Origin of the sequence: Sinorhizobium garamanticum (genome assembly GCF_029892065.1) — a bacterium.
Taxonomy (GTDB): Bacteria; Pseudomonadota; Alphaproteobacteria; order Rhizobiales; family Rhizobiaceae; genus Sinorhizobium; species Sinorhizobium garamanticum.
The window spans coordinates 1,547,327-1,574,274 of record NZ_CP120373.1 but is presented as its reverse complement, the minus strand read 5'-3'; the positions used below and the strand labels follow the sequence as shown (position 1 = coordinate 1,574,274).

At 62.8% G+C, this 26,948-nt stretch carries 27 protein-coding genes; 11 read left to right on the top strand and 16 right to left on the bottom strand.

The annotated features are described in order from the left end of the window. Positions 1–28: 28 nt before the first annotated feature. The 5 genes from PZN02_RS07325 to tsaD form a co-directional block, all read right to left on the bottom strand. Positions 29–691 carry a class I SAM-dependent methyltransferase gene (locus PZN02_RS07325; RefSeq protein WP_280660928.1) on the bottom strand — a complete coding sequence of 221 codons (663 nt, stop codon included), beginning with the start codon at positions 689–691 and terminating at the stop codon, positions 29–31. Between the two features lie 83 nt (positions 692–774). After that, positions 775–1,206 carry an EVE domain-containing protein gene (locus tag PZN02_RS07320; protein WP_280660927.1) on the bottom strand — a complete coding sequence of 144 codons (432 nt, stop codon included), beginning with the start codon at positions 1,204–1,206 and terminating at the stop codon, positions 775–777. A gap of 5 nt (positions 1,207–1,211) precedes the next feature. Continuing rightward, positions 1,212–1,505, bottom strand: coding sequence for a YciI-like protein (locus PZN02_RS07315; protein WP_280660926.1), 294 nt, complete (start codon positions 1,503–1,505; stop codon positions 1,212–1,214). 78 nt (positions 1,506–1,583) lie between these two features. Further along, the gene (locus PZN02_RS07310) at positions 1,584–2,573 is read right to left on the bottom strand and encodes an NAD(P)H-dependent glycerol-3-phosphate dehydrogenase (RefSeq protein ID WP_280660925.1); all 990 of its coding nucleotides are present in this window, start codon (positions 2,571–2,573) and stop codon (positions 1,584–1,586) included. 8 nt (positions 2,574–2,581) lie between these two features. Beyond that, positions 2,582–3,676, bottom strand: coding sequence for a tRNA (adenosine(37)-N6)-threonylcarbamoyltransferase complex transferase subunit TsaD (gene tsaD / locus PZN02_RS07305; protein ID WP_280660924.1), 1,095 nt, complete (start codon positions 3,674–3,676; stop codon positions 2,582–2,584). Between the two features lie 176 nt (positions 3,677–3,852). On the opposite strand from tsaD, the gene hemC reads away from it, so the two are divergent. The 6 genes from hemC (at position 3,853) to PZN02_RS07275 (ending at position 9,849) form a co-directional block, all read left to right on the top strand. Beyond that, positions 3,853–4,782, top strand: coding sequence for a hydroxymethylbilane synthase (hemC, locus tag PZN02_RS07300; protein ID WP_280660923.1), 930 nt, complete (start codon positions 3,853–3,855; stop codon positions 4,780–4,782). 4 nt (positions 4,783–4,786) lie between these two features. Beyond that, positions 4,787–5,500, top strand: coding sequence for a uroporphyrinogen-III synthase (locus tag PZN02_RS07295; RefSeq protein ID WP_280660922.1), 714 nt, complete (start codon positions 4,787–4,789; stop codon positions 5,498–5,500). A 196-nt stretch (positions 5,501–5,696) separates the two neighbouring features. Next, positions 5,697–6,956 (top strand): COG4223 family protein, encoded by a 1,260-nt coding sequence (locus tag PZN02_RS07290; protein WP_280660921.1) that lies wholly within the window; start codon positions 5,697–5,699, stop codon positions 6,954–6,956. A gap of 18 nt (positions 6,957–6,974) precedes the next feature. Next, positions 6,975–8,591 (top strand): heme biosynthesis protein HemY, encoded by a 1,617-nt coding sequence (locus PZN02_RS07285; protein WP_280660920.1) that lies wholly within the window; start codon positions 6,975–6,977, stop codon positions 8,589–8,591. A 24-nt stretch (positions 8,592–8,615) separates the two neighbouring features. Continuing rightward, positions 8,616–9,098, top strand: coding sequence for a tellurite resistance TerB family protein (locus tag PZN02_RS07280; RefSeq protein ID WP_280660919.1), 483 nt, complete (start codon positions 8,616–8,618; stop codon positions 9,096–9,098). 1 nt (position 9,099) lies between these two features. Next, positions 9,100–9,849, top strand: coding sequence for a glutamine amidotransferase (locus PZN02_RS07275; RefSeq protein WP_280660918.1), 750 nt, complete (start codon positions 9,100–9,102; stop codon positions 9,847–9,849). 36 nt (positions 9,850–9,885) lie between these two features. Here the strand turns inward: PZN02_RS07275 and PZN02_RS07270 are convergent, their stop codons facing one another. After that, positions 9,886–11,133 (bottom strand): MFS transporter, encoded by a 1,248-nt coding sequence (locus PZN02_RS07270; protein ID WP_280660917.1) that lies wholly within the window; start codon positions 11,131–11,133, stop codon positions 9,886–9,888. A gap of 234 nt (positions 11,134–11,367) precedes the next feature. Here PZN02_RS07270 and PZN02_RS07265 point away from each other — a divergent pair, with 234 nt between their 5' ends. Together PZN02_RS07265 and PZN02_RS07260 are read left to right on the top strand one after the other, a co-directional pair. Then, positions 11,368–11,664: a YggT family protein gene (locus PZN02_RS07265; protein WP_280660916.1), complete on the top strand. Its 297-nt coding sequence runs from the start codon at positions 11,368–11,370 to the stop codon at positions 11,662–11,664. After that, on the top strand, positions 11,665–11,985 hold the full coding sequence (locus PZN02_RS07260; RefSeq protein ID WP_280660915.1) for a DUF167 domain-containing protein: 321 nt from the start codon (positions 11,665–11,667) through the stop codon (positions 11,983–11,985). A 7-nt stretch (positions 11,986–11,992) separates the two neighbouring features. Here PZN02_RS07260 and ppa read toward each other — a convergent pair whose 3' ends face one another. The 5 genes from ppa to PZN02_RS07235 all read right to left on the bottom strand — a co-directional run bounded on the left by ppa (position 11,993) and on the right by PZN02_RS07235 (position 17,749). Beyond that, the gene (gene ppa / locus PZN02_RS07255; protein WP_280660914.1) at positions 11,993–12,526 is read right to left on the bottom strand and encodes an inorganic diphosphatase; all 534 of its coding nucleotides are present in this window, start codon (positions 12,524–12,526) and stop codon (positions 11,993–11,995) included. Between the two features lie 250 nt (positions 12,527–12,776). After that, entirely contained in the window at positions 12,777–13,283 is a 507-nt protein-coding gene (locus PZN02_RS07250; RefSeq protein WP_280660913.1) for a GNAT family N-acetyltransferase, read from the bottom strand. A gap of 361 nt (positions 13,284–13,644) precedes the next feature. Then, positions 13,645–15,471, bottom strand: coding sequence for a translational GTPase TypA (typA, locus tag PZN02_RS07245; RefSeq protein WP_280660912.1), 1,827 nt, complete (start codon positions 15,469–15,471; stop codon positions 13,645–13,647). A 194-nt stretch (positions 15,472–15,665) separates the two neighbouring features. Then, a complete protein-coding gene (locus PZN02_RS07240) occupies positions 15,666–17,228 on the bottom strand; it encodes an alkaline phosphatase D family protein (protein ID WP_280660911.1) in 1,563 nt (520 codons plus the stop codon). A gap of 299 nt (positions 17,229–17,527) precedes the next feature. After that, complete coding sequence (locus tag PZN02_RS07235) at positions 17,528–17,749, bottom strand: KTSC domain-containing protein (protein ID WP_280660910.1); 222 nt, start codon at positions 17,747–17,749, stop codon at positions 17,528–17,530. 225 nt (positions 17,750–17,974) lie between these two features. Here PZN02_RS07235 and PZN02_RS07230 point away from each other — a divergent pair, with 225 nt between their 5' ends. After that, complete coding sequence (locus PZN02_RS07230) at positions 17,975–19,282, top strand: amidase (protein WP_280660909.1); 1,308 nt, start codon at positions 17,975–17,977, stop codon at positions 19,280–19,282. A 17-nt stretch (positions 19,283–19,299) separates the two neighbouring features. Here the strand turns inward: PZN02_RS07230 and PZN02_RS07225 are convergent, their stop codons facing one another. Beyond that, complete coding sequence (locus tag PZN02_RS07225; protein ID WP_280660908.1) at positions 19,300–19,458, bottom strand: hypothetical protein; 159 nt, start codon at positions 19,456–19,458, stop codon at positions 19,300–19,302. Between the two features lie 178 nt (positions 19,459–19,636). On the opposite strand from PZN02_RS07225, the gene PZN02_RS07220 reads away from it, so the two are divergent. Both PZN02_RS07220 and PZN02_RS07215 read left to right on the top strand, forming a co-directional pair. Continuing rightward, positions 19,637–20,143, top strand: coding sequence for a hypothetical protein (locus tag PZN02_RS07220; protein WP_280660906.1), 507 nt, complete (start codon positions 19,637–19,639; stop codon positions 20,141–20,143). Positions 20,144–20,200: 57 nt separating this feature from the next. Continuing rightward, positions 20,201–21,010: a DUF429 domain-containing protein gene (locus tag PZN02_RS07215; RefSeq protein ID WP_280660905.1), complete on the top strand. Its 810-nt coding sequence runs from the start codon at positions 20,201–20,203 to the stop codon at positions 21,008–21,010. 74 nt (positions 21,011–21,084) lie between these two features. Here the strand turns inward: PZN02_RS07215 and PZN02_RS07210 are convergent, their stop codons facing one another. The 4 genes from PZN02_RS07210 to PZN02_RS07195 all read right to left on the bottom strand — a co-directional run bounded on the left by PZN02_RS07210 (position 21,085) and on the right by PZN02_RS07195 (position 26,700). Beyond that, positions 21,085–21,873, bottom strand: a complete 789-nt coding sequence (locus PZN02_RS07210) for a hypothetical protein (protein WP_280660904.1) — start codon at positions 21,871–21,873, stop codon at positions 21,085–21,087. Between the two features lie 118 nt (positions 21,874–21,991). After that, complete coding sequence (locus PZN02_RS07205) at positions 21,992–23,308, bottom strand: alpha/beta hydrolase (RefSeq protein WP_280660903.1); 1,317 nt, start codon at positions 23,306–23,308, stop codon at positions 21,992–21,994. A 94-nt stretch (positions 23,309–23,402) separates the two neighbouring features. Further along, positions 23,403–25,781: an arylsulfatase gene (locus PZN02_RS07200; protein ID WP_280660902.1), complete on the bottom strand. Its 2,379-nt coding sequence runs from the start codon at positions 25,779–25,781 to the stop codon at positions 23,403–23,405. Further along, positions 25,768–26,700, bottom strand: coding sequence for a formylglycine-generating enzyme family protein (locus PZN02_RS07195; protein WP_280661419.1), 933 nt, complete (start codon positions 26,698–26,700; stop codon positions 25,768–25,770). The genes PZN02_RS07200 and PZN02_RS07195 overlap by 14 nt, the downstream gene beginning before the upstream one ends. Positions 26,701–26,948 lie beyond the last annotated feature (248 nt).

Here is a 26,948-nt window from a genome sequence, read left to right as displayed (position 1 = left end):
ATGAGGCGGTAGGCAGGCGCCTGTCCTGTCAGCCGAAGCTGTCGTCCGGCTCGAAGCGCCAGACGGTCGTGCGCTTCACCTCGCTGTCTTCAAGCGCCCGCGTGACCGGCACTTCATAGGTCGCGAGCACCGTCATCATCTCTCGCGGGCAATAGGCGCGCCCCGGGTCGCCGACGAGCACGGCGGCACCCGCCCTCGCCAACCCGGCAAGCCAGGGGCGAAGCAGATCGGCAAAGCCTTTGTCGTAGAAGACGTCACCGGCGAGATAGACATCGGCGACCTTCGGCTCGCCGATGATGTTCCGATCGCTGAACGCTATCTCGACGCCGTTCAACTCCGCATTCAGCCGTACCGCGGTTTCCGCCCAGGGATCGATGTCGACGGCAAGGACGGAAGAGGCGCCCGCCTTCATCGCCGCAATCGCGACGAGGCCGGAGCCGGAGGCGAAATCGACGACACGGCGGCCACGCACGGTCTCCGGGTGATCGAGGACATGACGTGCAAGCCCCTGCCCGCCCGCCCAGGCGAAGGCCCAGAACGGCGGCGGCAGACCGATCTCCTCGAGTTCCTCCTCCGTCTTCAGCCAGAGTTCATGCGCTTCGCTCGCGAGACGCAGCCGGATCTCCGGTACATGCGGCGGCGAGAGAATGCCCGTGTTGGCGCGGATGAAGCTTTCGGGATCGGTCTTCAACAGGCGCTCCGGGCGTGATCCGAAAAGTGGAAACCGGTTTTCGTTTATGATTTCAGGTCGATCCGACCTGAAATCATCGTGATCTAGCGCGGCGGGTTGTCGAGCCCGCCCATGCGGCAGACCTCGATCCACTCGTCATCGGTGACCGGCTGCACCGAAAGGCGCATCGACGTCACGAGCGCCATCTTGGCGAGCTTGGGGTTTTCCTTGATTTCCTTGAGAGAGACCGGGCGCGGCATGTCCATGACGGCGCGGATATCGACGCAGTCCCAGCGGGCATCGCCTTCAGCCGTCGAATCCGGGTGCGAGAGAGCACAGACCTCGGTGATGCCGACGATCTCCAGGCCTTCATTGGAGTGATAGAAGAAGCCCTTGTCGCCGATCTGCATCGCCCGCATGTTGTTGCGCGCGAGGTAGTTGCGAACGCCGGTCCACTCGGTACCCTTTTTGCCGGCGTCCTTCTGCATCTGCCAGGACCATTTCGCCGGTTCGGATTTGTAAAGCCAGAAAGCCATCGCCCTCACGCCTCCGGATTATTGAAGACCCAGTTGTAGGCCTTGATCTCGACATTCGAAAAAAGACCCGCCTTGGCATAGGGGTCGGCCTCGGCGATTGCCTTCGCCTCTTCAAGCGTCTCGGCCTTGACGATGACTAGGCTTCCCGTCGGCTTGCCGTCCTCTCCGAGAAAGGGCCCGGCAATCTTGACGATGCCCTTGGCGTTGAGATCATTGAGATAGGCGAGGTGATCGGGACGCGTATCCAGCCTGAGTTGCAGCCCGCCGGGCTTGTCCGTGCATAGAAGTGCGAAGAGCATGGTTCCTCCTAACATTGTCGACCGGAGCGGGATGCGGGCGGTAAACCGCTTCACGCTTTTGCCCATCCCGCTGCCGAATCATTCCTGAGTAATCGGGCGTGACATCAACTGCTCCAGGGCGGTGCGGACATCGAGCCTTCCGTCGATGATGGCGGCGACCGCCTCGGTAATCGGCATGTCGACCCCGAGTTCGTGCGCGACGCGGGCGGCGACCGACGCGGCAAAGGCGCCCTCGACCAGTTCTCTGCCCTGTCCTTTTGCTGGCCCATCCCTGCCGAGAGCAATGCCGAAGCGGAGGTTACGCGACTGATGGCTTGTCGCCGTCAGCACGAGATCGCCGAGCCCGGAAAGACCACGGACGGTATCGGGTTCCCCGCCTTGGGCCACGACGAAGCGCGACATTTCCGCAAGGCCGCGGGAGATCAACGCCGCGCGGGCCGAATCGCCGAGCCCCGCGCCTTCGACGATGCCGCAAGCGATCGCCAGCACGTTCTTGAGCGCCCCGCCAAGCTGCACGCCGATGCGGTCCGCCGAGGGGTAGAGCCGAAACGTTCGGCCGGAAAGGGTTTCCGCGAGTTCCGTCGCGGTCTCGCTGTCGCGAGCCGCAACGACCATCGCCGTCGGCAGGCCCCTGGCAATATCGGCGGCAAAGCCGGGGCCGGAGAGCACACCGACCTTGTGGCCCGGCAACTCCTCGTCGAGCACATCGGTCAGGAGCCGGCCGGTCGATTGCTCCATGCCCTTGGCACAGGTGACGATTGTCGCATCGGTGCCGATCGAGGCGCCATAGCTGCGGGCGGCGGCCCTCTGCTCCTGCGAAGGCATGGCAAAGAGGACGATATCGGCGTCCATGAGCGCCGCGGTATCGGAGGAAAAGGCAAGCTCCGCGGGAAGCGGAATGCCGGGCAGAAATGCGTCGTTCCGGCGCGTGCGGTAGCATTCCTCGACCGTCTCCTGTCGGCGGGCGAGCAATGTCACTTTGGCATTGCCGGTCGCTGCCGCGACGGCGGCAAGCGCGGTCCCGAAGGCTCCGGCTCCAACGACGACGATCTTCGGTTTTTCGCTCATCTTGTCCATCATGCCTTGGCGCCGCGCTTGCCGGAGCCGATCAATGCCTGCGCGTGGTTGTCAAGCGGCCAACGCGAGCGCGGCGCAACGTCGAGGCCGTCCGCCGCCAGTCCCGCCGCCAGCCGCTCGGCACCGGCCCAGGCGATCATCGCCGCGTTGTCGGTGCAAAGCTGAAGCGGCGGCGCCACGAAGCGGAAGCCGTTCTGGTCGCAAAGCTCCTGAAGCGTCGCCCGCAACTCCTGATTGGCGGCAACCCCGCCGGCGACAACGAGCGCCGGTTCAGAGACAGTGGCGAATTCCGCCTTGAACCGCTTCAGCCCGCGCCCGACACGGTCCCTGAGCGTGCGCGAGATGGCGCGCTGGAAAGAGGCGCAAATGTCGGCGATATCCTGTTCCGTCACAGGCTCCAGCGACTGCGCCGCCTGGCGAACCGCCGTCTTCAGTCCGGAGAAGGAAAAGTCGAGCCGCGCGTCGCCGACGAGCGGACGCGGGAAATCGAAGCGCTTGGGATCGCCCGTCCGGGCCATGCGCTCGACTGCCGGCCCGCCCGGATAGGGAAGGCCGAGCAGCTTTGCGGTCTTGTCGAAGGCTTCACCGAGCGCGTCGTCGATCGTCGTGCCCCAACGTTCGTAGTCGCCGACGCCCTTCACCAGGATCAATTGTGTGTGGCCACCAGAGACAAGCAGCATCAGATAGGGAAAGGTGAGGCCATCGGTGAGCCGCGCCGTCAGCGCGTGGCCTTCGAGGTGGTTGACGGCATAGAGCGGTTTGCCCGTCGCCCGTGCGATCGCTTTGCCGGTCATCAAGCCGACGATCAGGCCGCCGATCAGACCGGGACCACTTGTCGCAGCGATCGCGTCTATGTCCTCAAGCTTGACGCCGGCGCGCAGCAGCGCCTCCTCGATCAGCGTATCGAGCGCTTCGACATGGGCGCGCGCGGCAATCTCCGGAACGACGCCGCCATAGGCGCTATGTTCTTCCAGCTGACTGAGCACGACATCGCCGAGGATCCGGCCGCTGCCGTCCTTTTCCCGCAGCACGACGGACGCCGCGGTTTCGTCGCAGCTTGTTTCGATGCCGAGGATACGCAGGGGCGCGGACATGTGTGGTCTACTCAAAGATTGCGGTCGCACGGAAAGGTGGGTACACGGAACTTGTGTCAGCGCCGTGCGTCTTTCAGAAGCACAAAGGACGCTGTAATGCTTTGAACTGCTGCATGGTTTTATCCTTAAATCGGTGCCGATTTAAGGAAGCATGCAGTAACAATGGATGACCGAGGATGCAAACGAAACCTTTCCGCATCGGCACGCGCGGCAGCCCGCTGGCGCTCGCCCAGACGCATGAAACGCGCGACCGGCTCGCCGCCGCTCATGGTCTGCCCCCGGAAATGTTCGAAATCGTGATCCTGTCCACCAAGGGGGACCGGATCACCGACCGATCGCTTGCCGAGATTGGCGGCAAGGGCCTGTTCACCGAGGAACTCGAACAACAGCTTTTGTCGGGCGACCTCGATTTCGCTGTGCATTCGTCGAAGGACATGTCGACGAAGCTGCCGGACGGGCTTTTCCTCTCCGCCTTCCTGCCGCGCGAGGACATTCGCGATGCCTTTGTCGGACGGACGGCGCCGAAACTCCTGGACCTGCCGCAGGGCGCAACCGTCGGCTCGTCGTCGCTGCGTCGTCAGGCACTCATTCGGCGTCTCAGGCCCGACATCAACGTGATCACCTATCGCGGTCAGGTCGAAACGCGGCTGCGCAAGCTCGCGGAAGGCCAGGTCGACGGTACGCTGCTCGCCTATGCCGGCTTGAAGCGGCTCGGCATGACCGACGTGCCGACCGAACTGCTCGATCCCGAGGAATTTCCGCCGGCGCCGGCGCAAGGGGCGATCTGCATCGAAAGCCGTATCGGCGACACACACGTCAACACGCTGCTTGCCGCCATCGACGATCCGCGCACCCACGAGGCCGTCTCTTGCGAGCGCGGCTTCTTGGCGACGCTCGACGGTTCCTGCCGCACGCCGATCGCCGGCCACGCCCAATCGGACGGCACGCATATCCGCTTTGCCGGGATGATCCTGACGCCGGACGGCGCAACCTGCCATCGCATCGCCGTCGAGGGCAAGGCAGCGGAGGCGACCGAACTCGGGCGCAAGGCCGGCGAAGAGATCCGCGCCAAGGCTGGACCGGGATTCTTTTCGAGCTGGACGTGAGCCAATGCGCGTGCTCGTCACTCGGCCGCGCCCGGCTGTTACCGCGACGGCGCTGAAGCTCGAGGCGATCGGCCACGAAGCCATCCTGCTGCCGCTGATGCAAGCAGAGCATCTCGCCGCCGCTGTCGAGACCGCATTGAAGCAAAGCCACTGCGCCATCGTACTGACAAGCGCGGAGGCAACCCGGGTCCTCGCCGCGGTGGGTCACGCGCTTGAACCGCACCTGGCAACACCGCTCTTCTGCGTCGGCGAGGCGACCGGCCGCGCCGCTGCGGAGCTCGGATTCACCGACATTCATGTCGGACCGGGAACGGGCGAAGGTCTCGCTGAAACGATCGCGACCTCGTTCGCCGCGCGACCACCCGAACCACTGCTCTATCTCGCCGGTTCACCGCGTTCCGATGGCCTCGAACGAGCGCTGCGACTGCGCGGCATCGATTACAGAACCGTCGAATGCTACCGGATGACGCCGGTCGCGTATCGTGCAGACGAGCTCTCGGGTCTTCTGCACGCGGGGCGGTTTGACGCCGTGCTTCTTTATTCCGGTGAAGCCGCGCGGCAGTTTGCCGCTCTTCTCTCGCAGAGCCGTCTCAGCGCCGCAGCCTTTTCCCGGCGCTATCTCTGCTTGAGTGCATCGATAGCGGAGGCCGTGCCGCCTGACGCTGCGGCGGAAGTCGCCGCGATGCCCGACGAGGAGCACCTGCTGAACCTCCTTTGATCCGCGCGAAACGGTTTTCAAGCGATGGGGCGTGAACAGCAAAGCCAGCAGCGGTTTTCCGCGCAGGTGCCGACCCTTAATCGGGTGATCTGACGGCGTTTCCGGCAAAAACGGAGTTGGGGGCTTTCCCTCAGGAGTTCGCCTGACTAGGTTTGTCATAATAGGCCGACTGGCTATGCAACGGTAAGAGGTCACCATGGTATCGGAAAACCCGCCGCGCCGCTCGAAATCCGAGAAGGAGCCGCTGACGATCGACCTCCAGGCGGAAAAGACGGCGACCGACGAGGCCGAATCTGTCGCAAGCCAGGAATCGGTCACCGACGAGCCCGCTGAGATTTCGGCCAACCAGGCAGAGAGCGAAAGCGCGGTGGACCCGTCAGACGCGGCTGATGCGAAAGAACAGACGGAGGAGGAGCGCGCCGATGCCGCCGCGGCCGCCTTCGACGAAGAGCCCCCGCACCTCAGCAACGAGACTGTGGCGCAGCCGGCGCCGCAGAGACAGGCGACGAGCGCCGGTGCGCTGGCGGCCGGCATTCTCGGCGGCCTGGTAACGCTCGCCGGCGCTGGCGTGCTGCAATATGCCGGTTATATTCCGGCGCTCGGACCGGATCGCGGCAATGCCGCCATCGAGCAACGCCTCGCCAGCGAAATCGAGGCGATCAAGACGCAGATCGCATCGCAATCGGCGCCGACCGCGGACATCGGCCCGCTGGAGAACCGTCTTGCAGCGCTGGAACAGGCAGCCAAGCAGCCGGGCGCAGATGGAGCGAGCGCGCCGCAGATTACCGCGCTCGAAGCGGAAGTCGCCAATCTGACCAAGGAAGTCGCCGGGCTGAAAGCCAGCCTCGCCGATGCCGAACAGTCGGCGGCCGCCGCCAAGGCCGAGCTTGCCGGGCGCATCGACCAGGCCGAACAAAGGCTCAACGAGCCGGTCAACGACATCCAGATGGCGAAGGCCGTCGCCGTGACAGCGCTGAAGACAGCAATCGATCGCGGCGGGCCTTTCCTGGCCGAACTCGACGCGCTGCGCAGCATTGCGCCTGACGACGCGACGGTGAAGGATCTGGCTCAGGACGCCGCGACCGGTGTCGCGACGCGGACCGACCTTCGCTCAGCTTTCCCGCAAACGGCGGACGCGATGCTCGATGCGCTCAACCAGCCCGATCCGAACGAGGGCATTTTCGCTCGCCTCGTCTCGAGCGCCATGTCCGGCATCCGCATCCGGCCGGTCGGCAGCGTCGAGGGCGACACGCCGGAAGCCGTGATCGCGCGCATCGAGGACAAGCTCAACAATGGCGACCTCAAGGGCGCGTCATTGGAATGGGGGAACCTCCCCGAACCGGCGAAATCGGCCGGCGCGGATTTCAAGGCGAAGCTCGACCAGCGCCTGCGCGTCGAGACCACCATCGATGCCGCCGTGGCACAGACCATGACGCGTACCGGCACAGCCGGCTAAAGGAGGGAAGAAGAATAGATGATCCGTATATTGTTCTTCATCCTTTGCGTGCTGTGTCTCGGTCTCGGTTTCGCGTGGCTCGCCGATCGACCGGGGGAGCTGTCGCTGATCTGGCAGGGACAGCGCATCGAAATGACGCTGATGCGCGCCGCCTCCATTCTGATCTCGCTCTTTGCCGCCGTCCTGATCGTGATCTGGCTGCTCCGCACGATCTGGATGTCGCCCCATACCGTCACGCGCTATTTCCGCGCCCGTAAGCGTGATCGCGGCTACCAGGCGCTTTCGACGGGGCTGATCGCCGCCGGTGCCGGCGACGCCAATCTTGCCCGCAAGATGTCGGCACGAAGCCGCGGCCTGATCAGCGCCGACCGGGAGCCGCTCATCCACTTGCTTGAGGCGCAAACCGCGCTGATCGAGGGCAAATACGACGACGCGCGCAAGAAATTCGAACTGATGGCCGACGATCCGGAAACGCGTGAACTCGGCCTGCGCGGCCTGTTTCTCGAAGCCAAGCGCCTTGGCGCGAACGAGGCGGCCCGGCAATATGCGGAACGCGCCGCGGAGAAGGCGCCGCACCTGCCGTGGGCAACGCTGGCGACGCTGGATCACCGCAGCCAGGCAGCGCAATGGGACGAGGCGATCCGCCTTCTCGACCAGAGTCGCGCCGCCAATATCCTCGGCCGCAAGGAGGCCGACCGGAAGAAGGCCGTGCTGCTCACCGCCCGCGCGATGGCGAAGCTCGACGCTGACCCGAAAGCGGCGCGCGACGACGGCCTTGCCGCACTGAAACTCGATGACAGCCTGGTGCCGGCCGCGCTGGTAACGGCCAAGGCCCTGTTCCGCGAAGACAACCTGCGCAAAGGCGCGGGTATCCTCGAAAGGATGTGGAAGCAGCAACCGCATCCGGATGTGGCAAGGCTCTACGTCAGAGCGCGCGGAGGCGACTCCGCCCTCGACCGTTTGAAGCGTGCAAAGAAGCTCGAATCGCTCCGCAGCAACAATGCGGTTGCATTGGCAACGGTTGCCGAAGCCGCACTTGAGGCACGCGAACTGCCGCTTGCCCGCGCCAAGGCGGAAGCGGCTGCGCGGCTCGAACCGACTGAAAGCGTCTTTCTGCTGCTCGCCGATATCGAGGAGGCGGACACGGGCGACGAGGGCCGTATCCGCCATTGGATGGCGCAGGCGCTGCGCAGTCCGCGCGATCCGGCCTGGACTGCCGACGGCGTCACTTCGCCGTCATGGCTGCCGGTGTCGCCGGTCAGCGGCCGGCTCGACGCCTTCGAATGGGAGGCCCCCGCCTTGCAGCTTTCGGCCAAGCTCGAAAATGGTCATCCGAGCGCAGACGAAGCGATCCGCAGCCTTCCGCCAGTCGCGACCGCCCAGCACGTGGCAGTGCGCGCGACCCCAGAGCCGGCACCGGCGGCAGCAACGCCAGCCGTCCTGGAAGACGAGCGTGAGAAAGTAATCAAGGTTCCGGAGAGGAAAGAAGCTGTTCCCTCTCCTGCCAAGAAAAAGGAAGAGGCCGCGGAGGAAGAGCCGGCTCCCTTCTTCGGACGGCCGCCGGACGATCCCGGCGTTCGCGACCCGTCTGCCGGAGAAAAGGCCCCAGACAAGGCGGGCTTCCGGCTGTTTTGAACTTTGAAGGCGGTGCACAGAGACATGTTAGAGCGGTTCCGAGCGTTTCTCGAAGGTTTGGCAGGCCCCCCGGAGTCCATCAAGAAAGGCGACCCGCGCGTCGCCGTGATCGCGCTGTGCGTCCAGGTCATGGAGGCCGACGGCGCCGTTCTGGCTGCCGAGCGTCGCAAGATGCGCGATATCATCGAGGAACAATATCAACTCGACGACGAAGGTCTCGATGCGCTCATCGAGGCCGGCGAGGCCGCCGAAAGTGAGGCGATCGACTTCTACAAGTTCACCGCTGAAATCAAGCGCCATCTATCCGAAGAGCAGCGGATCGAGCTTGTCGGCATGCTGTGGGAGATCGTCTATGCCGATGGCGTCCGCAACGAAATCGAAGATCACGTGATCTGGCGGATCGCCGACCTCCTGGGCGTGTCCGGGCGCGATCGCGTCTTGAAGCGGCAGGAGGCTGCCGCCAAGATCGACGCGAAAGAGGAGAACGACACGCAGCAGGAAGACTGAAATGCCTGCAGAGGCCGACGACGTCAAAAGACCAATCCTCATAATCCTGCATCAGGAGCGATCAAGCGCCGGCCGCGTGGGGCAGATTCTCCAGCAGAAAGGCTTTGCGCTCGACATTCGCCGCCCTGCCCTCGGCGACGAGCTGCCGCCGACGCTGGAGGGGCATTCCGGAACCATCGTCTTCGGCGGGCCGATGAGTGCCAACGACGAGGAAGAGTTCGTCCGCCGCGAGATCGATTGGCTGTCGGTCCCGCTCCTCGAGAACAAGCCCTATCTCGGCATCTGCCTTGGCGCGCAGATGCTGGCACGCAACCTCGGCGGCAAGGTCGCGCCGCATCACGAGGGCATGACGGAGATCGGCTGGTATCCGCTAAAGGCCACGGCGGCCGGCAAGGCGCTGATGGACTGGCCGGCCATGGTTTATCACTTCCACCGGGAAGGGTTTGATCTGCCTGTCGGTGCCGAGCTGCTGGCGACCGGCGAGACCTATCCGAACCAAGCCTTCCGCTACGGTGAGAACGCCTGGGGCATTCAGTTTCATGGCGAGCTGACGCGCGCGATGATGCACCGCTGGGTCGTCCATGGCGCGCACCGCTTCGTGCTGCCTGGCGCCCAGATCGGCAAGGCGCACCTGGACGGGCGAATGATCCACGATCACCCTTTGCGGACGTGGATGGAAAATTTTCTCGAACTGATTTTTTTGCGGGGCGGAGAGGCAGTCGGGGCGCCCAAAGGGCAAGACCGAGGGTAACAAAACTGGCTCCGCCGCTCCCTGCTACGCGTGTGATCAGACCGGTTGGTGCTCTTCCGGAACGTCGAGCGTATCGATCTTGCGCAATTGCGGGAAACCGACCGCCCAGAGCAGCGACACCAAAAGAGTACCCACACCGCCAAAGGCGACTGCGAAGACGGCGCCGAAGGCCGAGGCCATCATGCCGGCGCGGAACTCGCCAAGTTCGTTCGACGCGCCCACGAACACCATGTTGACCGCGTTCACGCGGCCGCGCAGTTCGTCCGGGGTCCAGAGGGTGATCAGGATTTCGCGGACATAGACCGAGATCATGTCCGCCGCCCCCATGACGACAAGTGCTGCAATCGAGAGCCAGGGTGTCGCCGACAGGCCGAAGACGACCGTCGCGAGGCCGAAAAGCGCAACGCCGATGAACATGTAGAGGCCTGCCCGATTGCGGATCGGGTGGGCGGCAAGCCAGACCGCCATGCCGACGGCGCCGACGCCCGGTGCGGCGCGCAGAAGCCCGAGCCCCCACGGACCGAGTGTCAGGATATCGCGGGCAAAGACCGGCATGAGCGCGACCGCACCGCCAAGCAACACGGCGAAGAGATCGAGCGAGATCGCCCCCAGCACGACCTTCTCCGCCGTGATGTAGCGGAAGCCCGCCGTGATCGTCTGCCAGCTTTGTCCCGAGGCGGGCGAACGCACCGCCGGCTTCGGCACGGCAAAGACCATCAGGGCCGCCGCTGCAAAGAAGCAGAGACTGACCGCGTACGGCACAATGGGACCGAAACCATAGATCAGGCCGCCGGCGACCGGCCCGACGATCGTCGCGGTCTGCCAGGAGGTTGAATTCCAGGCGATCGCATTGGGCAGGTGCTCGACTGGCACCAGATTGGGAGCAAGCGACTGTGCGGCGGGGCCGAGAAACGCCCGCTCGATCCCGAAGACGATGAGGATCGCATAGACGGGCCAGGGCGAAAACAGCCCTGTCACCGTCAACAGGAGTAGCGCGGCCGCGCAGAGTGTACTCACCGTCGTGCAGATGCCCATGATGACGCGACGGTTGTAGCGGTCCGCGACGGTCCCCGTCACCAGAATCAGGGCCAGCGACGGCAGGAACTGGAAAAGGCCGATGAGGCCGAGATCGAACGGATCGCGCGTCAGGTCGTAGATCTGCCAGCCGACGGCGACGGACATGATCTGGATGGCGAAATAGGCGAGAAAGCGGGAGAAGAAATAGCGTCGATAACCGACATGCCTGAAGGCGGCGAAACGATGCGCGGCACGAACGGCGGACATGTGGGGGATGCTCCTGGTGCATGATTCCCTAAATCGGAATCGATTTAAGGACAAAATCATGCAGAAACTTAAAGGTCTACACCGACCTTCGCGCGTCTGATCGGCGCGCGGCGCCGTAGGACGGCAAAGGATCGGCGCGATGCCGTTAAACATGATCGCGCAGGACGAAGCGTCGTACTTGCCCGTTTAGTTTCCAATGTCTACATGTCTGTCAACAACGAATTGGAGACTGGCATGATTGCTGTCATCGCAACTTTGAACTTCATCATCAACATAGCTTGGTTCCTGATCATCGCGTCGGCCATCTTCTCCTGGCTCTATGCCTTCAACGTGATCAACGTGAACAACAACGCGATCAACATGATCGGCCGCTCGCTCTATCAGCTGACCGAGCCGCTTTACCGGCCCATCCGCCGCTTCCTGCCGGACATGGGCGGTGTCGATCTGTCGCCGCTGGTGGTTCTGGTGATCCTCTATTTCATCTGGTACTTCCTCAACACGACGGTCGCCTCGGCGGTGATCGGCATTTAAGTGCACGCGGCACTGACGAGCCTTGACGACCATGTCCGCTTGACCGTTCGACTGACGCCGAACGGCGGCCGCGACGCGATCGACGGCTTCGAGAGCGCTGCCGACGGTGGGGAATATCTCAGGGTTCGCGTCCGCGCCGTGCCGGAAAAGGGCAAGGCGAACCAGGCGCTGATCGGCCTGCTGGCAAAACAATTCGGCATCGCAAAAAACAGGATCGCGCTCGTTTCCGGCGACACGCAGCGTAAAAAAATCCTCCGGATCGAGGCCGATCCGGAGGCTATCATCAAGCGCCTGGCCGAAATCATCAGCCAGGCAGAATAAATGAAGACTACTTCTTCGACTTGGCGCGCTCGACCGCTTCCCGGATCAGCTGCTTGGCGACGCTCACGTCCTTCCAGCCGAAGATCTTCACCCATTTGCCGGGCTCCAGATCCTTGTAATGCTCGAAGAAGTGCTCGATCTGCTTGAGCGTGATTTCCGGCAGGTCGGTGTAGTCGTGGACCTTGTCGTAGCGCTGGGTCAGATGGCCCGACGGCACGGCGATGATCTTCTCGTCCTGGCCGGAATTGTCTTCCATCATCATCACGCCGATCGGGCGGACATTGATCACGCAGCCCGGCACCAGCGGGCGGGTGTTGCAGATCAACACGTCGATCGGATCGCCGTCGTCGGACAGCGTGTGCGGAACGAAGCCGTAATTACCGGGATAGGTCATCGGCGTGTAGAGGAAGCGGTCAACCACCAGCGTGCCGGCTTCCTTATCCATTTCGTACTTGATCGGATGCCCGCCGACCGGAACCTCCACGATCACATTGACATCTTCCGGTGGATTTTTTCCGATGGAAATCGCGTCGATCCGCATAAGTACCTCCAGGGGTCGGTTTAAAATTCGCTCCGTCGGATAAAGGGAAACATGCCGCGATGCAACATAACTTTCGTCCGGATGGGCGGAACATGCAGTAGGCGGGCGACACGGCCAAAAATAGGCAGGCGGAAGTTTTCAAGCGCAACGATGTGAAAGAGACCGGGTTCCACTGCGACGTGATCGGGCCGTCTACCGCGACAAGCGCGGCGAAAGTCGGGCGGAACTGCCGCAGTGACGGACGAAGCCGTTAGTTCCAGACGAAGCCGACTTTCTTCAGGTATTTGTCGCCGAAATCTTCCATGCCTTCGGCAATGTCGCTGCCCCCGGCCGTCTGGAAGAAGCTGTAGGCGTGTTCGCTGTCTTCGAGGCACCAGACGACGAGGCCCTTGCAGCCAAGCGACCTCAAGAGGCTCTTTGCCTCGCGGAAGAGAACGCGTCCGAGGCCGATGCCCTGATATTCCGGCCGCAGGTAGATCTCGTAGATCTCGCCCTCTTGCGGCAGCGCTCGCGCCCGGCTCAGGCCCAGCGTGGCATAGCCGGCGATCGTTCCGGCGACATCGACGACAAGCAACGTGGCGGGCCCGCGCGTGGCCTTGCGCCACCAGGTCTCGTCGCGGCGGTTGACCATCTGGATCAGGGGACGATGCGGAATGATGCCGCCATAGGCCTGCAACCAGGAAACGCGATGCACCTCAGCAATCGCCGCCGCCTCATGTGGCTCCCCGGGCCTGACCTCGATCGAAACAGTCTTCATGACTCGACTCTAAACACACGACACGGCGAACCGGAATCCCGCAGGGCTGCCGAGCGGCGTTAACCCACAGGCAACTTTAACGGCATCCGAGTGAAGGTTAACGCCTTTTTAACTTTATCCGCAAGCCGGTCGCGAAAGGCACACACAGCAAAAAAACCCCGGATCGCTCCGGGGTTTTTTTGCAATCAACAATCAGAATGTGGATCAGCCCCTCACCCTAACCCTCTCCCCGCAAGCGGGGCGAGGGGACACCGTTGCGACAAGGTATAGGCGGGGCGGGGCGGCATTTCCCTTCTCCCCGCAGGCGGGGAGAAGGTGCCGGCAGGCGGATGAGGGGGCCTTCGCGTGCGCCCGAGGGCAGTTACGCCGCGCCGGCGGTGCGGGACTTCTCGAAGCGCTTGCGCTCGTTCGGATCGAGATACATCTTGCGAAGCCGGATCGATTTCGGGGTGACTTCCACCAGTTCGTCGTCCTGGATCCACGAAAGCGCGCGCTCGAGCGTCATCTTGATCGGCGGCGTCAGGCGAACGGCTTCGTCCTTGCCGGCGGCGCGCATGTTGGTGAGCTTCTTGCCCTTCAGAACGTTGACTTCCAGGTCGTTGTCACGGGTGTGGATGCCGATGATCATGCCGGCATAGACCTTTTCGCCCGGCTCGATCACCATCGGGCCGCGATCCTCGAGGTTGAACAGCGCGTAGGCCACCGCTTCGCCCGCCTCGTTGGCGAGCAGCACGCCGTTGACGCGGCCACCGATCTCGCCCTTGTAGGGCTGATAGTCGTGGAACAGGCGGTTCATGATCGCCGTGCCGCGCGTATCGGTCAGCAGTTCCGACTGGTAGCCGATGAGGCCGCGGGTCGGAGCGAAGAAGACGAGGCGGACGCGATTGCCGCCCGACGGACGCAGCTCGACCATCTCGGCCTTGCGCTCCGACATCTTCTGAACGACGACGCCCGAGTGTTCCTCGTCGACGTCGATGACCACTTCCTCGATCGGCTCGAGGAGCTGGCCGTTCTCGTCCTTGTGCATGACGACGCGCGGACGGGAGACGGCGAGCTCGAAGCCCTCGCGGCGCATCGTTTCGATCAGCACTGCGAGCTGCAATTCGCCGCGACCGGAGACGAAGAAGGAGTCCTTCTCGGACGATTCCTCGATCTTGAGAGCAACGTTGCCTTCCGCTTCCTTGAACAGGCGGTCGCGGATGACACGCGAGGTCACCTTGTCGCCCTCGGTACCGGCAAGTGGCGAATCGTTGACGATGAAGGACATGGTGACGGTCGGCGGATCGATCGGCTGGGCCGTCAGTGCCTCGGCAACGGAAGGATCACAGAAGGTGTCGGCGACGGTACCTTTCGTCAGTCCGGCGATTGCGACGATGTCCCCGGCATGGGCCTCCTCGATCGGCTGACGCTCGATGCCGCGGAAAGCGAGGATCTTCGAAATACGGCCGGATTCGAGCAGCTTGCCATCCTGACCGAGCACCTTCACGGCCTGGTTCGGCTTGACGGAACCGGAATATACGCGGCCGGTGATGATGCGGCCGAGGAAGGGGTTTGCCTCGAGGATCGTGCCGATCATGCGGAACGGCCCTTCCGCCACAGTCGGCTCGGGAACATGCTTCAGAACCAGATCGAGCAGCGGTCCCATTCCCTGATCCTTCGGACCTTCGGGATTGACGTTCATCCAACCGTCACGACCCGAACCGTAGAGGATCGGGAAGTCGAGTTGCTCGTCGGTGGCGTCGAGCGCGGCGAAAAGGTCGAAGACCTCGTTGATGACTTCCTCGTGGCGGCCGTCGGGCCGGTCGATCTTGTTGATCGCGACGATCGGCTTCAGTCCGACCTTCAGCGCCTTGCCGACCACGAACTTGGTCTGCGGCATCGGGCCTTCGGAGGCGTCGACGAGCACGATCGCGCCGTCCACCATCGACAGGATGCGTTCGACCTCGCCGCCGAAGTCGGCGTGGCCGGGGGTGTCGACGATGTTGATGCGCGTTCCCTTCCACTCGACCGAAGTCGCCTTGGCGAGAATGGTGATGCCGCGTTCCTTTTCCAGATCGTTGGAATCCATCACGCGTTCGGCAACGCGCTGGTTTTCGCGGAAGGAGCCGGATTGCTTCAGAAGTTCGTCAACGAGCGTGGTCTTCCCATGGTCGACGTGCGCGATGATCGCGATGTTACGAATGCTCATTTTTTGTCTCGGAAAGTTCGTGGGCACGCGCGACAGGGCGGGTACCGCTTTTCAGTTGCCGCGCTCATACAGGTTTTTTCGCAGAAGCGAAAGGGGGCCGGCGCGCAGACCAGGTCTGCACAAAGCTCTTGAGCGGGATGAGGAAAAGTGTGCGCGGTTTTCCGCCCGCATCCCGCTCCAACTTTCTGAATCGCTCACGCAGCGGCCGCAGGATCGAGCGTCACGCGCCAGAGTTCCTTATCCTGGCGATCCATCAGCCGCACCGTCATCTGCTGCGTCCGGCCGTTGATGTCGACGATGCCGAAGAATTGCAGGCCGGCGGACGGCGGCAGGTTGCTGTCGATGCCGCCGCCGGACGCCTTGATGAAGCGGACCTCCGGGCCAAAGGTCATGTCGAGTTCCTTCGGACCGTAGGTGCCGGAATGCAGGGGACCGGACACGAACTCCCAGAAAGGCAGGAATTCCTTGAAGGCGGCACGCGACGGATCGTAGTAATGCGCGGCCGTGTAGTGCACGTCCGCCGTCAGCCAGATGATGTTCTCGACTGCGTTGTCACGAATGAACCGCAGCAGGTCGGCGAATTCCGTCTCCCTTCCCGTCGGCGTGCCGTTGTCACCGTTGGCGATCGCATCCGACCCGCGCCGTGCCGAATAGTCATCCCAGACGACAAGGCCAATCGGCATGTCGCAGGCGATTACCTTCCAGGTGGCGCGCGACGCGGCCAGCTCCCGTTTCAGCCAGTCCGCCTGTCGCCAGCCGAAGAGACCGCCGTCGCCCTCCCCTTGGTTGGGGCCGCGATAGGAGCGCAGATCGACGAAGAAGACGTCCAGGAGCGGTCCGTAGGCGACCTTGCGGAAGATGCGTCCGGGTTGCGTCGGCAAGGTGCGGATCGGCGTCATCTCGTGGAACGCACGAGCCGCGCGCGATGCGTAGACCGCGACGTCCTTTTCCGGATAGCGCGGATCATCCCTGAGATCGGTCGAGGCCGACCAGTTGTTCAACACCTCGTGGTCGTCCCATTGATAGAAGGTGGGGCAGACGGCATTCAGCCCGCGCACGTGCTCATCGAGAAGATTGTATTTCCACTGGCCGCGATATTCTTCCAGCGTGCGGGCGACGTCGCGCTTTTCGGGCGTCACGATCCGGTTCTTCCACATGCCCCCGTCCCGGAGCTTGATCTCGTCGGGGATGGGATTGTCGGCGTAGATCGTGTCGCCGGAATGGATGAAGAAATCCGGCTCGTGAAGCTGCATGGTCGAATAGGTCTTCATCCCGACATCGTCGATGCCCCAGCCCTGGCCGGCGGTATCGCCGGACCAGACGAAGCGCACCGACCGCCGGCGCAAGGGCGCCGTGCGGAAACGCCCGACGATCGGCTCGGCGACACGATTGCCGTCGTAAAGATCGGTCGCGGTGAAGCGGTAGAAGATATCCTGGTCCGGCAGCAGGTTGTCGAGCCGGCACTTGATCGCGCAGTCGGTCTGCGGCGTCGCATCGATGTCGGGAAGCCGGACCGCGTTCGAGAAGCTTTCGGTGGTCGAATATTCGACTGCCACCCGCGCCGGCCGGTCCACCCGCGTCCAGATCATTCCCGATTGCGTATCGACGTCGCCAGACTGCACGCCATGCAGGAACTCCGGCCGCCCATAGCCACGGGCATAGAAGGGTGTCGCGAGACCGGAAGAAGCGACGAGACCGGCGCCGCCGGCGGAGAAGAGAAAGGAGCGCCTGGTCAGCGTGCTTCGAATATCAGCCAAATTTTGCCTCCGGTACCGGCTTTACGAATCATCGGTATTTCGAGCGGACCTTTGGCGAGCCGCATGTCAGCGGCTTTACAGCGAGATGAAACTATTTGGACGGTTTGGCGACAGTTCTGTGAAAGAGCGGCGACGAAGCGATCGGCGGCGGGGCCTTGACGATGCGCCCCTCCCCTTACCCCAGTCCTCTCCCCGGCGAGGTTTCTGAGGGAGATACAGCATCGCCGATTGTCCCTTCTCCCTGCCTGAAGAGAAGGTGCCGACAGGCGGATGAGAGGCAACCGCGCGCTCACTCCGCCTCAGTGCGTGAAATCGTAGTGATCCCGGACGTGATGGTTGAAATAGCCGCCCGCGGAGTCCGCATGCACGAGCTCTTCGTAAACACGCTCCGGCACATCGAGATAGTGGTAAGGCCTGCGATTGCCGACGAACCAAACGCTGAGCGTTCGATGGCGCGCGTCGTAATTGACGCGTTGGATCGCGGAAGAGTCCAGGATCGCGGACGATTGCAACATTGGCATTGGCGTCTTCCCGGTTGGATTCCAGAAGTCGCTGATGTCTGACATTATACATCAATGGCCGCGATTTATAAACGATGACAGGGCGTCCGGCGCGGGCGTTCCCCGCGAGGCAGCCGCGGGCAATGAAGGCGCAGCACATTGAATCCCTGCATGATTTGTCCATAACTCGGTTCCGATTTACGGAATCATGCGAATAACTGCTATCCCATTCACGAGGTCTTCGCCTTGACCCAATCGCACACCCCTTTTCGCGACCGGCTCGAAGCCGTTCTCGCTCGGCTCGACCGGCGCCGGGCCGAAGAACGCGTCTTCGTGAAACTCTATTCCGACACCGCCCGCGCCGAGGCGGACGCCGCCGACCGAAGGCTGAGCGATGGAAAGAGCCTCGGCCCGCTCGACGGCCGCATCGTCTCGATCAAGGACCTCTTCGACGTCGCCGGCGAGCCGACGCTTGCCGGCTCGATCATTCGCCGGGCAGCAGAACCGGCCACGGCAGACGCTGCGATCGTCCGACGCTTGCGCGCCGCCGGAGCCGCCGTTCTCGGCAAGACGCACATGACCGAATTCGCCTTCACCGCCGTCGGCCTCAGCCCGCACTATCCGGTGCCCGGCAATGCGATCGACGCGAGCCTCGTTCCCGGCGGTTCATCATCGGGTGCGGCCGTCTCCGTCGCGGAGGGCACCAGCGAGATCGCCATCGGATCCGACACCGGCGGATCGGTGCGCATTCCGGCGGCGCTGAACGGTCTCGTCGGCTTCAAGCCGACCGCCCGGCGTGTGCCCCTCGATGGCGCCTTCCCGCTCTCTCCAAGCCTCGATTCGATCGGCCCGCTCGCGCGCACCGTCGCCGACTGCGCGCTCGCCGACGCCATCATGGCGGGCGATACGCCAAGACCGTTGGCCCCACTGGCGCTTGACGGGTTGAAGCTCGGCATTCCGAAAGGCCTTCTCCTCGAAGACCTCGCCCCGGAGATCGCAAGAGCCTTCGAGGCGAGCCTGCAAACGCTCTCCCGCGCCGGCGCGAAAATCGCCGAATGCGGCATCGACGATCTCCTCGCCCGCTTCGCCGAGGCAACGTCGATCGGCTCGATCGCCGCGATAGAAGGCAGCCGAATCCACCGCAACTGGCTTGAGGACGCGGGCGCACCCGTCGACACCCGGGTAGCATCGACGCTGCGCCGGCGCTTGACCGTGCCCGATGCGGCGCTGGCAAAGCTGCTGCGGACGCGACAAGAGCTCATTCGCGCCATGGGCGAGCGGCTGGCACTCCTTGACCTCATCGCCCTCCCGACCACGCCGATCCCCGCCGTCGGCATCGCCTCTGTGGAACAAGACAAACAGGAATATCGCCGCGTCGAAGACCTGCTCTTGCGCAACACTCAGATCGCCAATCAATTCGACCTGACGGCAATCACGCTGCCGATGGCGGGCACGCGCCTACCGGCGGGTTTGATGCTGGTTGGACGGAGCGGGACGGACCGGGCGCTGCTGGCTGCCGCGGCGTCTGTCGAAAGGCTGCTGCAAGCCGGCTGAATGAAGCGGCATCGGCCTCAATGCATCTGGGATACCCAATCCTCATCAAGGATCCGAAATGCATCTTCGAGCGCCGCGACCAGGATGTCCGTGAGTTCGTCGCCGCGATTGTTCGCGAGAAGCAGGGCGAGGGCCGCATCCTGCGGGTCGCTGTAGTGCTGAACATCGTTAGACATCGCATCGTCCTTTTTCGCCGCGTCACATTCCGGCAGTTGGGACGGTGATAGGAAGGCCGACTTGTGCGAGGCTTAAGGGGCAGCGCAAGTCGCTGTCCGCTGCTGCGGGTACCTTTTTGCTCGCCCTTGCCGTGCAGGCACGATAGTGGATCGCGGAATTTCAACGGCGGATGTGAGGATGACGAAGAAGAAACTCGACGATACACACGATCTGCAGCAGCTCAGATCCGAGTTCCCTGATGTCCATGGCGCTCTTCTCGCCGGCAAGATCCCGTCCTTGCGCAAGGCCCTCGTCATCGCCGGCATAAAGCCCGAGCGCACCCGACTGGATAAGCTCAAGAATTCCTGGGCGAAGGCGACCGATAACGAGCGGGACGCCTTTTTGAGCTGGCTTACGGCTAGGGGCGCGCGATCGACGACGGCCGCGCATTCCTCCACCCCCTCGCCGTCTGCCAGTGCCGTGGAGGCGCCGATTGCGAGCGGCCGCTATCTGCTGCCCTCCGCGATCGCGGAGATCAAGGCGATCATGGCCCGACGCCGGTTGAAGCCGGACGACGTGATGCAGGAAATCGGGTTTCCTCCCGGCGACCACTCCCTCGCCCACGCGCTTGCCCGTGGCGCTAGCCTCAGATTGGCGGTGATCGCCGCATTGGAGGCGTGGCTGCGCACGAACGCACGAGGATGAGGCCATGGGTGTGATTTTGCGGCGAAGGAGCAGCTTTCTGCCGTGGGAATTGCGACGTTGAAAGAAACACGCTTCGACAAACTGCTCGGCATCGACGTTGGATACTCGCTGTCGCGACCAACCACGGGGATTGCGTGGTGCGTCGACGGGAACCTCGGCTGCGCTCGGACGCACAGCGATTGGGACCGTCGACAGCGCCACATTCCAGAATCAACGACATTTTCGATTATCGCCATCGATGGCCCGTTGATGCCGCCCGACGCACCCGACGAACTCGACCGCTCCTGCGAGCGCCTCTTTATCCGCGGGGCGTTCCATGCGCGTTGCAAGCCGGGACTTAGCCACCACGGCCATGGCCTCGCCCTGAGAAAGGCCGCGGCCGAGACTGCGGCGCAGGTCAGGCACCTTGCGGCAGCGCCGATGATCGGCAAATCCGTCATCCCCGGTGCCGCAATCATCGAAGCGTTCCCCAACGCCTTTCTCGGCGTTCTTCTTAAGGATGAGCGTTTTGCCATGTCCAGGGCGGCGAAGCGCAGGAAGTTTGACTGGCTATACGACCACGCGGTTGAAAGCCGCGTCTTCGACAGACTTCTTCGCGCCATCGGCTGGAACAACGAGGCACTGCTACAGAAGGTCACAATCGAACGAGACCATGAAAAACGGGCAGCGTGGATCTGCCTACTGACAGCGGCAACCGCCGCCGCAGGCAAGTCCGAAGTCATTGGAGATGAGGCGGGAGGCTGGTTCTGGCTACCGCCTGCGGAGCTTTGGGCGCCCTGGGCAGCTAACGCTTTGGCGCAGAACAGGGCAGCTATCTCGGCAGGGGGCGCGATCGCCAGGTCGGAGACGGGTTTGGCCATTGGGTGAAATCTGTTGGGGGGCGCGCCGTTCCCGATGACACATTACGCGATCTCATAGACACGCTCTTCGTCGGCGCATCCTTAAAACCGCAGCACGAGCCCCAGAATCGGCCCCTGCTGTACAGCGTCGAACACGAAACCGTCGTTGCTATAGTCCACCCCCAGTGCGCGGTAGCCGGCGACCGCCGAAATCATGTCACTGAACCGGTAGCCGATCGCCGTGGCGACGTCCCAGTCGAGATCGGCGCCACCGGCACCGATGAGCCCCCACCCTGTCAGGTAGATTTCGGGTGTGAGCGAATAGGTTCCGCGAAAGCCGGCCAGACCGTCTACCCAGGTCGCGTCATCGCTTCTGGAGCGTCCATCGAGAAGCCCGCCGTGGAAGGAAAGCTCGCTTTCGACGGACCATATGCGCAGGCCGGCCACCACGTCCAACCGCGCTGTCCCGATCTCGAAGACGGAGTATCCCGCACCGAGCAGCCCGGCGAATGTTTCGGAAGTGAGCTCGACGTCCGTCGCGAAAACACCTCTAGGTGTGTCAGCCTGCCCCGAAATCTTCGTATACATCACGTCAGCGAAGATGCTGTACGGACCGTTGCGGGCTTCGCCTATCGCCATCGCACCGAACTCGAGGTTGTCGAAGATGTCGCTGAAGCTGGCATCGACATCCACCGCCGGCAGCCCGAACTGCGCAACGTCGCCCGACAATCCGGCCGCCCAGAAATAGGGGGCGAAGGAAAAGGTCCATCCGCTTTCGGTGGTCTGCTGAAGCTCCGGCGTCATTGGGGAATAGATGTCCGCGGCCTTGACCGTCCCGGCAACGAGGCAAGTTCCGATTGCCGCTAGAGCGCGAACGACGCAAATCTTCATGATATCTCTCTCTCTGACGGTCGCGGTTGCGACCAAGCTCTGTTGTAGGTCTTCGTTCAACCCCGGGCTGAGGTCCGCGGCTTGATCACGTGTACTCCGGATGCCGTTGTCAGCGCGGCTACGGGTTGCAGCTTCCAGACCTCGTCCGGCTTTCCTTCCCGCACTCGCTATCGGCTTTGTTTGATCTCGCCCCGCCGGATGGTCCGACGAGTGTCTCGACGTGGTGGGCGTAATTCTGCCGCGTGTTCTGATCGACGATCACGGCCGGCGCAGCAACGACCAGTCCCGCGGCGGTTCCGACGGTGTGGGCGGCCCCGGCGGTCGCCGCCACGATATGGTCGCCAAGCCCCAGGCGACTGTCGGTCAAGGTTTGGCCGCTGGAAAGGCGACTACCAATCAGTTGTACGATCTCGGGCGACTCCGCGAACTTGGTGTGGTGCAGATTGTCGCCTGCCTTGATTTTCGTGAGATCGACGACGGTGATCCCGTTCGCCGCCAGTTCCTCCTTGTAGGGCGACTGCTCCGGATCGATCGCTCCCAACCGGGAGACATTTCCCCAGACGCGACGAGAAACGGCGAGCGCACGGTCATCGCGGGAGACGAAGAGCGTGAAGCGCGGCCGTTGCTTGCCCATGTCGGCGATTTGCGAACCGAAGACGTCTACGTCTACGTCCGGTGCCGCCAACATGACGTTCTTGAACTTTGCCGGCAGCCCGTCGTTGCGAATGGCCATCTGGCGCAAAGATTCCAGCGCCAGCCAATTGCCCATCGAATGGGCCAGGATCGATACTTCCTTAACCTCGGGGTCACGCGCCAGATACTGGAACAAGCGTTCCACGGCGTTGCGGGTGTAGTTGGTGCTTTCGCGATCGTAGCCATAGGCCAGCAGACTTCCGCGCGAAGGCCACGTCGCGAGCACCGGCACGCTGCGCGCGCCCGAGTCGTGGATGATCTGCGCGAAGCGGAAGACTGCATCCTCGAAGTGGTTGTTGAACCCGTGGATAAAGACGAGGACACTGCCGTCCGGGCTCTTGCGCACATGACTGCTCAACCATTTCTCGGCCGCATCGCGGTCGACTTCCGCCGCCTGCAATGTTGCGAAATCCGTCTCGGGATTCGGCGGCAGCTTGCGCGGCCAAGCGACTTCACCGGCCTTACGGACAGTATCAGGCGGGATCGACACTGTAATTTCCGCGAATGTCGGGCTGAGCGCGCGCTCGCCGCTGAACATCTCGCCCGGTTTTTCCGCCCGGCTTCGGGTTGTCGTGACCAGCATCTCGACTTGAGCGGCCGACGGATTGGCCGCTACCGGCTGGAGCACCCCCGTCGGACGGCCCGCGCATGCAGAGAGCAGCGTCAGACCCAAGGCGACGCACTGCAAAAGTGGCCATGATGGTGCGCCGCCTTTGGCGTTCCGAGTAAGGTGCCGCGTCAATTCAATCACTCCAGTTAAACACCGTATGCACGCCGGTAGAAAGAAGAGCGGCGATCGAAGAGTTCGCCGCTCCAAGGCTCTCAGCATCGAGCGATCACTTCAAATACTCGACCTTCAGATGTTGTATCTTGCCGTTGAACGCGAACGGCTTGCGATCAAAGTATGCGAGGGAGACTGGAGAGTAGCTGTCTCTGCCCACGTCGAAGGCGTCATTGGCAGTAAATGCGAGCGGAGCGGAGCGCGGCACGCGTCCCTTCGCCACCTCTTTGCCATCAATGCGGATAACGACGTCGAGCGGTGCGCCGTGCTTGCTGCCGGCCTTGCGCGTTTCGACCTCTATGTTGACCTTGCCGCTCGGCAACGGTTCGGAGGATTCGAGACGTGTCCGCTCGATCTCGAACAGATTGTACTCGTAGGTGAGCTTACCGTTCTCGACCCACAAAGCGACACCGCCCGAAAAGGCACCCAATGCGTAGAGCACGCCCTCCGAGTCCGGCTTCAATTCCGCCTCAACGGTCACAAGATTGCTGCGCGCTCCAACTTTCGGCGCCGTGAACTCAGGAACCCCCACGACGTCTTGCGTGAACTGGAACTCGGTCGCCGGATTGGACGGCGCATCTTCCGGATGAAAGACGGCAGACCATAAGCCTCCCCCGACAGGGAACACCTTGTTGGCCTCAGCCTGCCCGCCAAACGCCTTCTTGAGCTCTTCGACTTTTTCGGGATGCTCGGCGGCGACGTCCTTCGCCTGGGAGTAGTCCGCGCTGAGATCGTGGAGTTCCCATACGTCATTGTCCGGCGACCATTTGAAGATGGCGGGATCAAGGCCGGGAGTCCATGGTGTACGGGGCCCGAAGACGGATGCGATCCACTCGTCCTGATAAATGGCACGGCTGCCCATGATCTCGAAGTACTGCTCCTTCTTTTGCCCCGAAGCCTCGGGAGAGTCGAAGGTGTAGGTCATGCTGACACCATCGAGCGGGTCCTGGGTGATGCCGTCCACGAGCTTCGGCGGCTGAATGTCCAGAACGTCATAGATCGTGGGCACGATGTCGTTGAGATGATGAAACTGGGAGCGCGGTTTCTTGTCCGGCTTGATTCTGCTCGGCCAGGAGACCACGAGCGGCGTACGCGTTCCGCCGAAATGGGCAGCAACCAGCTTGGTCGATCGATGCGGCGTCGAACCGGCCCATGCCCAGCCGGCATGATACATGTTGTCGGCCTTGGGCGATCCGAGAACATCCATCCCGCCCAGGTCATTCATCGCGCGAATATGATCCTTGATCTCCGTAGCGATGCCGTTCTGCGCCAGAAGCTCGCTGATCGTGCCGTTCTGGCCCTCCGCACTGGACCCGTTGTCGCCCCAGACGTAGAAGATGAGGGTATTGTCGCGAATTCCCAGTTCATCGAGGGCCTCGAGCAGCCGCCCCGCCTGAGTGTCCGCATGTTCGGTATACCCTGCAAAGACCTCCATAAGTCGGCGCTGGAACGGCTTCTCGTCTTCTGGAATGTCCTTCCATCCCGCAAGCGTATCCGGACGGGGCGTTAGTTCCGTGTTCTCCGGTATCCATCCGAGTTGTTTTTGGCGGGCATAGATGCGTTCTCGCATGGCATCCCAGCCGTCATCGAATTTGCCTTTGTACTTGTCCGCCCATTCCTTGAAGATGTGGTGCGGACCATGTGCGGCGCCGGGCGCCCAGTACATGAAGAAGGGCCGGTCCGGCGTCAGCGCGTGCACCTGCTTCATCCACGACACCGCCTTGTCGGTCATGTCCTCGGTGAAGTGGTAGCCTTCCTTCCCGTGAGACGGGTCGACACGAACGGTGTTTTCGACGACGGCGGGCTCCCACTGCGAGGATTCCCCGGCAAGAAAACCGTAGAAATAATCGAACCCGATTCCTTCGCCAGCGGGCCAGTCCGTGTACGGCCCGACGGCGGTCGTTTCATTGGCCGGGGTATTGTGCCATTTGCCGAAGGCTGCGGTCGCGTAGCCGTAATAGCCAAGGACTTTCGCGGCGGTTGCGGAGGTGCGTGGTATTCTGCCGGTGTATCCGTCCCAGTCGTTTGCCAACTCGGCGATCTGGCCGTTCCCGACGCGATGATGGTTGCGCCCCGTCAGCAATGCCGCCCGCGAGGGGGAGCACATGGCGGCATTGTGGAAGCGATTGTAGGACACTCCGTCTTCCGCAAGACGGCTCAATGTCGGCGTTTCGATCACGCCGCCGAAGGTGTCCGGCAACGCCGGGCCGACGTCATCGAGCATGATGACGACAATGTTCGGAGCATTCGCAGGAAGGCGCGGCTGCGCAGGCAACGGGCTGTAAGTGGACTGGGCTATCGTCGGGCCGGCCTTGCTCCCTGAGGGCTTTGGCGGAAAAGGCAGCGATTCCTGAGCCATTGCGGGGGCGCTCAAAAGGAGGAGTGCCGTGCTTACTCCCAACCAACGTGTTCTCGCGTGCTTAGGTGACTTCATACAACTCTCCTGGTCTGACAACACATCTGAAACCTACGTGACACGTCGACGTGTCGATCGCCTCGGCATGCCGCGCCGCGGGACGGTAGCGGCGGCAGTAATTGGGCGCACAAAGATGGGATCCGCCCTTCAAGACCTTGCGCGGAATTCTTATCTCGGGCTGGCAGGGATCATAGCTGTCGGCTTCGCGTCCGCCGCGAGGATTTCTGGGAATACAGCACGCCTTCGAGGCGTCTGCCTCGTGCCGCGACGAAAACCAGTCGGACGTCCACTCCCAAACGTTGCCGATCATGTCGTACAAGCCGTATCCGTTCGGCGGAAAGGCTTTGACCGGAGAGGTGCGCGAAAAGCCGTCCTCAACGTCATTGACAGTCGGGAAGGCCCCCTGCCAGGTATTGGCCAGATGGCGTCCGGCGGGAGTGAATTCTGAACCCCAGGCATATTCGGCGCCCTCGAGGCCGCCTCTCGCAGCAAATTCCCACTCTGCCTCGGTTGGAAGATCCTTTCCGCTCCACCGGGCGTACGCGAGCGCGTCGTGATAGGAAACATGAACGACCGGATGGTCATCCAGCCCTTTGATGTTGCTTCCGGGGCCGCATGGCTGACGCCAGCAGGCCCCCTTCAGAAAGGACCACCATTGAGTCCAGTCTTGCAGGTCAATAGCCCCGTTCGGCTGATGAAATACCAGTGAACCGGCGTACAGCATCTCTGGCAAAATGCCGGGATAGTCCCGTGGATCAGGAGGAGACTCCGCGAATGTGCGATAGCCGGTCGCCGCAATAAACTCCGAAAACTCGGCATTCGTCACAGGCGCTTCATCGATATGAAAGCCATCGACGCTCGCGCGATGCACCGGCCCCTCTTCGGGATAGTGTCCGTCGGACCCCATCGAGAAGGTTCCGCCCTCTATGAAGATCATGCCGGCGCGCACACGCCCGGCAACGACGGTTCCGTGAGCCGATTCCAACGTCACGCTTCCCCCTTGACCCCATGGCGACAATACGTTTGCAACGCCTGGTTATAGCGTTACAGCAAGCGCAAGCGCGTCGCTTGCCATTTGATGCCACATGGACCTCGCAAACAGCCTATTGGGATGGTCGCTCAGGGTGGCCGATGGACCGACTAACACGTTGTATTTTCCCGCTGATCTTGGTTCCTAGGAAAATT